This is a genomic window from Streptomyces sp. NPDC037288 (assembly GCF_055603265.1).
The window spans coordinates 23,701-29,894 of sequence record NZ_JBVJVY010000062.1 but is presented as its reverse complement, the minus strand read 5'-3'; the positions used below and the strand labels follow the sequence as shown (position 1 = coordinate 29,894).

Genomic DNA, 6,194 nt, shown 5'->3' with positions numbered 1-6,194 from the left:
GGGGCTGGGGTGGCGTGGGTCGTGGGTTTCCCCCGTCCCCTGGGCGCCCCCGCCCCCACCCCCCCCCCCCCCCACCCCTCCTTCCCCCCCCCTCCCCCCCCCCCCCCCCCCCCCCCAACCCCACCCCCACCCCCCCCCCCCCCCCCCCCCCCCCCCCCTCTCCCCACCCCCCCCCCCCCCCCCCCCCCCCCCCCCCCCCTTCCGCATGTCGCGCGGCCCCATGGAGACACGAGCTGTTCTCCGCACTGTGCCACCAAGGGGACCTACACGACGCCTCCGCTGCGCGAGGTCGCCGAGTCGGCCCGCCGCGTCGCCCACGACCTGTTCGTGACGGGCGCCCCGCACCCGGACTGTGTCCTGCGGTCCGCCGTGCGCGAGCTGCTGGCGACGGCGAGAGTGCTCGACCGAAGCAGCCCCGTCCGCATACCGAGACGGCGTTTCGGACGCGCCGACCGCGGACAAGCCCGTGATCAGGGCCTTGTACGTGGCCCGGCGGCCCACGCAGCGTCAACTTCACGCCAAGGAAGCGTCCAAGCAGTGAGAGGAGGGTCCTGCCCGGGGCCGGTGTCTGCTTCAATGGGCGCATGGCCAGCTTCCAGAAGATCATCGCGACGGGTCGCCATGACCTCGAGCCCTTCTGGCCTTCCCGTCAGCACCACGACTTCGACCGGGTGTGTTGCCGCGTGACGAACGCGCGGGCCCTCTAAAGCCGTAACCCCCGGCCTTCGGCCAGCGCGGAACGACGTACGTCCCCGGCGCGCCCGACCACGAATCGCGGCCGTCGCACCAACCGACGAACCTCTCGCGCGAAAGAGCTGACCTCTCATGGCGACCACTCGTTCTCTCTCCCCCGCCTCCACCCTCACCGCCCCCGCCCGGCACCGGCTGCGCGCCGTCGACCGGGACGAGGTGGTCGACGTCGCGGACTTCCTGCCGCCGGGCGCCACCTGGCTGCCCGCGCCGCAGCACACCCTGCCCGCCCTGCCCGGCCAGCCGCCGATGGTCGGCTACCTGGTGCTGGTCCCGGCCGACCAGCGACCGCCGTTCCTGCCGGTCGCGGTGCCGGACCAGCCGGAGACGGCCCCGGACACGGGTGCCGAGCCGATGGTGCGGATCGACCCCGTGCAGCGCACGGCCAGCGTCGACGGCCGGGTACTCGACCTGACCTACCTGGAGTTCGAGCTGCTGGCACACCTGGTGGCCCATCCGCACCGGGTGCACACCCGCGACCAGCTGGTCACCACGGTGTGGGGCTACGGCCATGTCGGGGACGGCCGCACCGTCGACGTGCACATCGCCCGACTGCGCCGCAAGCTGGGCGCCGAGCACCGTCAGGCGATCCAGACGGTGCGCCGGGTCGGCTACAAGTACACGCCGCCGACCGCCCGCTGACCCCGGCTCTGCCCTCGGCAGAGTCCGGTACCGGCGCACGCCCGCGGCGGGCAGGATCACCGGTATGAGAATTCTGGTGCTGGGCGGTACGGAGTTCGTCGGACGGGCCGTCGTTCAGGCGGCGCTGGGGCGCGGCTGGGCGGTGACCGTCTTCCACCGGAGACGCCACCAACCCCCGCCCGGGGTACGGTCGTTGCACGGCGACCGCACCGCCCCGGACGGCCTGGCCGCGCTCGCCGCCGACGCCGGCACCTGGGACGCCGTGGTCGACACCTGGTCGGCCGAGCCCCGTGCCGTGCTCGCTGCGGCACGGCTGCTGCGGGGCCGTGCCGCGCGGTACGTGTACGTCTCCAGCCGGTCCGTGTACAGCTGGCCCTGGCCCTCGCTGGGCCGGGACGCCGAGCTCGGGCCGCTGGTCGAGGGTGCCTTCGCCGACGCGGAGCGGACCGCGTACCCCCAGGACAAGCGGGGCGGCGAACTGGCCGTCCTGGAGACGCTCGGCGGGCAGGACTCGCTTCTGGTGCGGGCCGGGCTGATCCTCGGCCCGTACGAGAACGTCGGGCGGCTGCCCTGGTGGCTGACCCGGATCGCGCGGGGCGGCCCGGTGCTGGCCCCTGGGCCGCGTGAGCTGCCGGTGCAGTTCATCGACGCCCGGGACCTGGCCGGCTGGCTGCTCGGCGCGGTGGAACAGTCGCTGAGCGGGCCGTACGACCTGATCGGCCCGCCCGGCCACAGCACCATGGGCGAGCTGCTCGACCTCTGTGTCCGGGTCACCGGCGCGGACGCGGAGCTGTGCTGGACCGACCCGGAGGTGATCCTGGCCGCCGGGATCGAGCCGTGGACCGAGCTGCCGGTGTGGGTGCCGCCGGACAATGAGCTGTACGACTGCGTCCACCGCACCGACGTGTCCCGTGCGCTGGCCACCGGGCTGGTGTGCCGGCCGGCGGCCAGGACCGTCGCGGACACCTGGCGGTGGCTGACGGAGATCGGCGGTGTGGCCCCGATGCGGCCGGACCGGACGGCCAAGGGGGTCGATCCGCAGGTGGAGGCGAGGCTGCTGGCCGGGGGTGTACCTGACACCACCCCCGGGGAGGGGGCCTCGGACGACTGACCCCGCCCCGGGCCGTCGGCGAGACTGACGGCATGAAGAGCGACACGCACACAGACGACTTCCGCACCCGGGCCCGGGGGGTGGTGCTGGACGGCGTGCGGGGGCTCGTCCTGGCCGTGGCGATGCTGCCCGTGGCGGTGCTGTGCTTCGTGCTGACCGCCGTCTCCCTCGCGCTCGTCCCGATCGGCATCGGCCTCGTCACGACCCCCTGGATCCTGGGCGCGCTGCGGGAGTACACGAGCACCCGGCGCAGGCTCGCGTACGAGTGGCGCGGGGTGCGGATCGCGGCGCCCTACCGCCCGCTGCCCGAGAGCGCCAACCCCTGGACGCGGACCTTCGCCCTGCTCCGCGACCCGCAGGTCCGGCGGGACGTGCTGTGGCTGCCGGTGGACATGACCGCCGGCTTCGTCACCGCACTGCTGCCGGCCGTACTGCTGTCCTTCCCGGTCGAGGGATTCCTGCTGTCCGCCGGACTGTGGCGGGCGTACGTGCACGACGGCGGCGACACCTACTGGTACGCCTTCGTGCCCGTCACCGGGCAGGCGACCGCCTTCCTCGCGGCCGCGCTGGGCGCCGTGGTCCTCGCCGCCGCCTGGCGGCTCACCCCGTATCTGCTGACCGCGCACTTCCGGCTCACCGGCGCCGTGCTCGGCGGCGACGCCGAACTCGCCGAGCGCATCCGGGTGCTGACCGAGACCCGGCAGGACGCCGTGGACACCTCCGCCGCCGAACTGCGGCGCATCGAGCGGGACCTGCACGACGGGGCCCAGGCCCGGCTCGTCGCCATGGGCATGGACCTCGGCACCATCGAGATGCTGGTGGAACGGGACCCGGCGCAGGCGAAGCAGCTACTCGCCCAGGCCCGCCGGAACTCCGCCGACGCCCTGGAGGAGCTGCGCGACCTGGTGCGCGGCATCCACCCGCCGGTCCTCGCCGAACGCGGACTGGGCGACGCCGTACGGGCGTTGGCGCTGCGGCTGCCGCTGCCCGCGGAGGTGAGCGTGGAGCTGACCGGCCGGGCGGACGCCCCCGTGGAGTCGGCGGCCTACTTCGCGGTCAGCGAGGTGCTCACCAACACCGTCAAGCACTCCGGCGCCGAACGGGTCCGGGTGGACCTGCACCACACCGACGGCCGGCTGCGGATCACGGTCACCGACAACGGCAGGGGCGGCGCGGCGGTCGGTGCCGGGTCGGGTCTCGCCGGGGTCGAGCGCCGGCTCGGTACGTTCGACGGCGTCCTGGCCGTCAGCAGCCCCGTCGGCGGCCCCACCCTGGTGACCATGGAGATCCCGTGCGCGTTGTCCTAGCCGAAGACCTCTTCCTGCTGCGCGACGGGCTGGTCCGGATGCTTCAGGCCTTCGGCTTCGAGATCGCCGCCGCCGTCGAGTCCGGCCCCGAACTGACCAAGGCGCTGGCCGAGTGGGAGCCGGATGTCGCCGTGGTCGACGTACGCCTGCCGCCCACGCACACGGACGAGGGCCTGCAGTGCGCGCTGGCGGCCCGCCGGGCCCGGCCCGGGCTGCCGGTGCTGGTGCTCTCCCAGCACGTGGAGCAGCTGTACGCGCGCGAACTGCTCGCGGACGGGACCGGCGGGGTCGGCTATCTGCTGAAGGACCGGGTGTTCGACGCCGAGCAGTTCGTCGACGCCGTACGACGGGTGGCGGCGGGCGGTACGGCGATGGACCCGCAGGTGATCCAGCAGCTGCTGTCCCGGCGGGCCGCCGGCGACCAGCCGCTCGGCCGCCTCACCCCGCGCGAGCTGGAGGTGCTGGAGCTGATGGCGCAGGGCCGGTCGAACGCGGGCATCGCGGCCCAGCTCGTGGTGACGGAACGGGCCATCGCCAAGCACACCTCCAACATCTTCGGCAAACTGGGACTTGAGGTGTCGGACGACGACAACCGGCGCGTACTGGCGGTGCTCGCCTATCTGGACAGAGACCGCTGACCTGCCAACTCCCTGTTGCCGCGAGGAATTTGTGAGACCGGTGAACACCTCTGGGGCGACGTCCGTATGGAAGGGCGCCGCTTCACTCCTGTCGGGCGCCTCGATGCTGCCCCGCAAGGAAGTCAGAGGAGTTCCATGGGACGCAACACACGAAAACGCCGTACGCCGCTGGCCACCAAGGCCATAGCCGCATCGGCGGCCCTAGCGCTCGGTGGGGGCGGGCTGATCTGGGCGAACTTCTACGCCTCGGCGCACGAGTCGAACAACCAGACGTGGGGAGGCAATCAGACGAAGGCCGCGACGGCGCAGGTCGCGACGGTCTCCTGCCCGGACGTCCAGCAGAAGCTGACGAACGTGCCCTGGCGGGCCCGCCGGGGCGTGGCGACGGAGCTGGCGAACCTCGACCGGCAGATCACCGACGCCTACAACCGGCTCGCCTCCACCCGGGACGCGCAGGCCAAGGACCCGAGCTTCGTACAGAACTCGATCGTCGGCCCCCTCAAGGAGAAGCGGTCGGCGACGATCGACCGGATCCGGATCGACATCCAGCGCGTCGGCGGGTCCTTCGACAACTCGCTCAGGCAGCTGGCAGCCTGTACGACTCAGACAGCCGACCAGACCACCGCTGGGGGGAACAACGGTGGTCAGCAACAGAACAACGGCGGCGAGCAGCAGAACAACGGCGGCCAGCAGCAGCAGAACGGCGGCCAGCAGCAGGGCGACAACGGCCAGCAGGGCAACGCCGGGCAGAACATCGGCGGGCAGGCCGGCAACGGCCCGGTCGCGGCCGACTTCGTCGACATCACCAAGGTCGCTCCGAACGTCCAGGGCAGGCCGCGCCAGCAGCAGGGCGGCTCGACCGGTACGTTCACCACGCGCTGCGGTGTCAACGCCAACAAGAACCACAACACCGACAACGTGATCGTGGCGCCCGGTGTGACCAACGGCGCGCACCACCTGCACGACTACGTCGGCAACCAGAAGGTCAACGCCTTCTCCAGCAACCAGACGTTCCTGCAGGGCGGCACCAGCTGCCAGAACAGGAACGACCTGTCGGCGTACTACTGGCCGGTGGTCCGAGTCCAGGACGGCAGCCAGGACTTCGACCAGAACGCCGACGGCGGCGGCAAGGAAGGCAACGTCGGCAAGATCCTGACGCCGGTACAGGCCCAGATCAAGTACGTCGGCAACGCGGCCAGCAAGGTCGTCGCGATGCCGCAGTTCCTGCGCATCATCACCGGTGACGCCAAGACCACCACCAACGGTCTGGCGAACGCCAACGCGCACTGGAGCTGCACCGGCTTCGAGAACAAGGTCCAGCTGACCACGCAGTACCCGATCTGCCCGCAGGGCAGCAAGGTGGTGCGCACGTTCGCCTTCCAGAACTGCTGGGACGGGCAGAACGTCGACAGCGCCAACCACCGCACGCACGTGGCCTTCGCCGACCCGGCGAGCGGCGTGTGCGGGAACGGCTTCAAGGCGATCCCGCAGCTGACGATGCGCCTGGTGTACGACATCACCCCGCCGACCATCCAGAACGGCCAGGTGAAGAACGCCTACGCGGTGGACGGCTTCCCGGAACAGCTCCACAAGCCGGCCACCGACCACGACGACTTCATCAGCGTCACGACCGGCGGCCTGGCGAACCAGATCGCCAGCTGCATCAACCGCGGCCAGAACTGCGCATGACCACGCGCTGACATCTGACCCGGGCCATGAACGAGGCCGGTGACGGACCCCCCTCCC

The 6,194-nt window shown here is 72.1% G+C and carries 5 protein-coding genes; all 5 read left to right on the top strand.

Annotated features, from left to right (window positions below):
- Positions 1-825 precede the first annotated feature (825 nt).
- The 5 genes from ACZ7GZ_RS38235 to ACZ7GZ_RS38215 all read left to right on the top strand — a co-directional run bounded on the left by ACZ7GZ_RS38235 (position 826) and on the right by ACZ7GZ_RS38215 (position 6,137).
- The gene (locus tag ACZ7GZ_RS38235; RefSeq protein WP_471031762.1) at positions 826-1,392 is read left to right on the top strand and encodes a winged helix-turn-helix domain-containing protein; all 567 of its coding nucleotides are present in this window, start codon (positions 826-828) and stop codon (positions 1,390-1,392) included.
- 64 nt (positions 1,393-1,456) lie between these two features.
- Positions 1,457-2,503 carry an NAD-dependent epimerase/dehydratase family protein gene (locus ACZ7GZ_RS38230; protein WP_471031760.1) on the top strand — a complete coding sequence of 349 codons (1,047 nt, stop codon included), beginning with the start codon at positions 1,457-1,459 and terminating at the stop codon, positions 2,501-2,503.
- 32 nt (positions 2,504-2,535) lie between these two features.
- Complete coding sequence (locus ACZ7GZ_RS38225; protein ID WP_471031759.1) at positions 2,536-3,810, top strand: sensor histidine kinase; 1,275 nt, start codon at positions 2,536-2,538, stop codon at positions 3,808-3,810.
- Positions 3,795-4,448: a LuxR C-terminal-related transcriptional regulator gene (locus ACZ7GZ_RS38220; protein WP_471031758.1), complete on the top strand. Its 654-nt coding sequence runs from the start codon at positions 3,795-3,797 to the stop codon at positions 4,446-4,448. Before ACZ7GZ_RS38225 ends, ACZ7GZ_RS38220 begins: the two co-directional genes overlap by 16 nt.
- 135 nt (positions 4,449-4,583) lie before the next feature.
- Positions 4,584-6,137 carry a DUF1996 domain-containing protein gene (locus ACZ7GZ_RS38215; protein WP_471031756.1) on the top strand — a complete coding sequence of 518 codons (1,554 nt, stop codon included), beginning with the start codon at positions 4,584-4,586 and terminating at the stop codon, positions 6,135-6,137.
- The last annotated feature ends 57 nt before the right edge of the window (positions 6,138-6,194 follow it).

Bases quoted from the DNA above. Each gene is read 5' to 3' on its own strand.
- ACZ7GZ_RS38235 (WP_471031762.1), top strand. From the start codon at position 826: ATGGCGACCACTCGTTCTCTCTCCCCCGCCTCCACCCTCACCGCCCCC.
- ACZ7GZ_RS38225 (WP_471031759.1), top strand. From the start codon at position 2,536: ATGAAGAGCGACACGCACACAGACGACTTCCGCACCCGGGCCCGGGGG.
- ACZ7GZ_RS38215 (WP_471031756.1), top strand. From the start codon at position 4,584: ATGGGACGCAACACACGAAAACGCCGTACGCCGCTGGCCACCAAGGCC.
- ACZ7GZ_RS38230 (WP_471031760.1), top strand. From the start codon at position 1,457: ATGAGAATTCTGGTGCTGGGCGGTACGGAGTTCGTCGGACGGGCCGTC.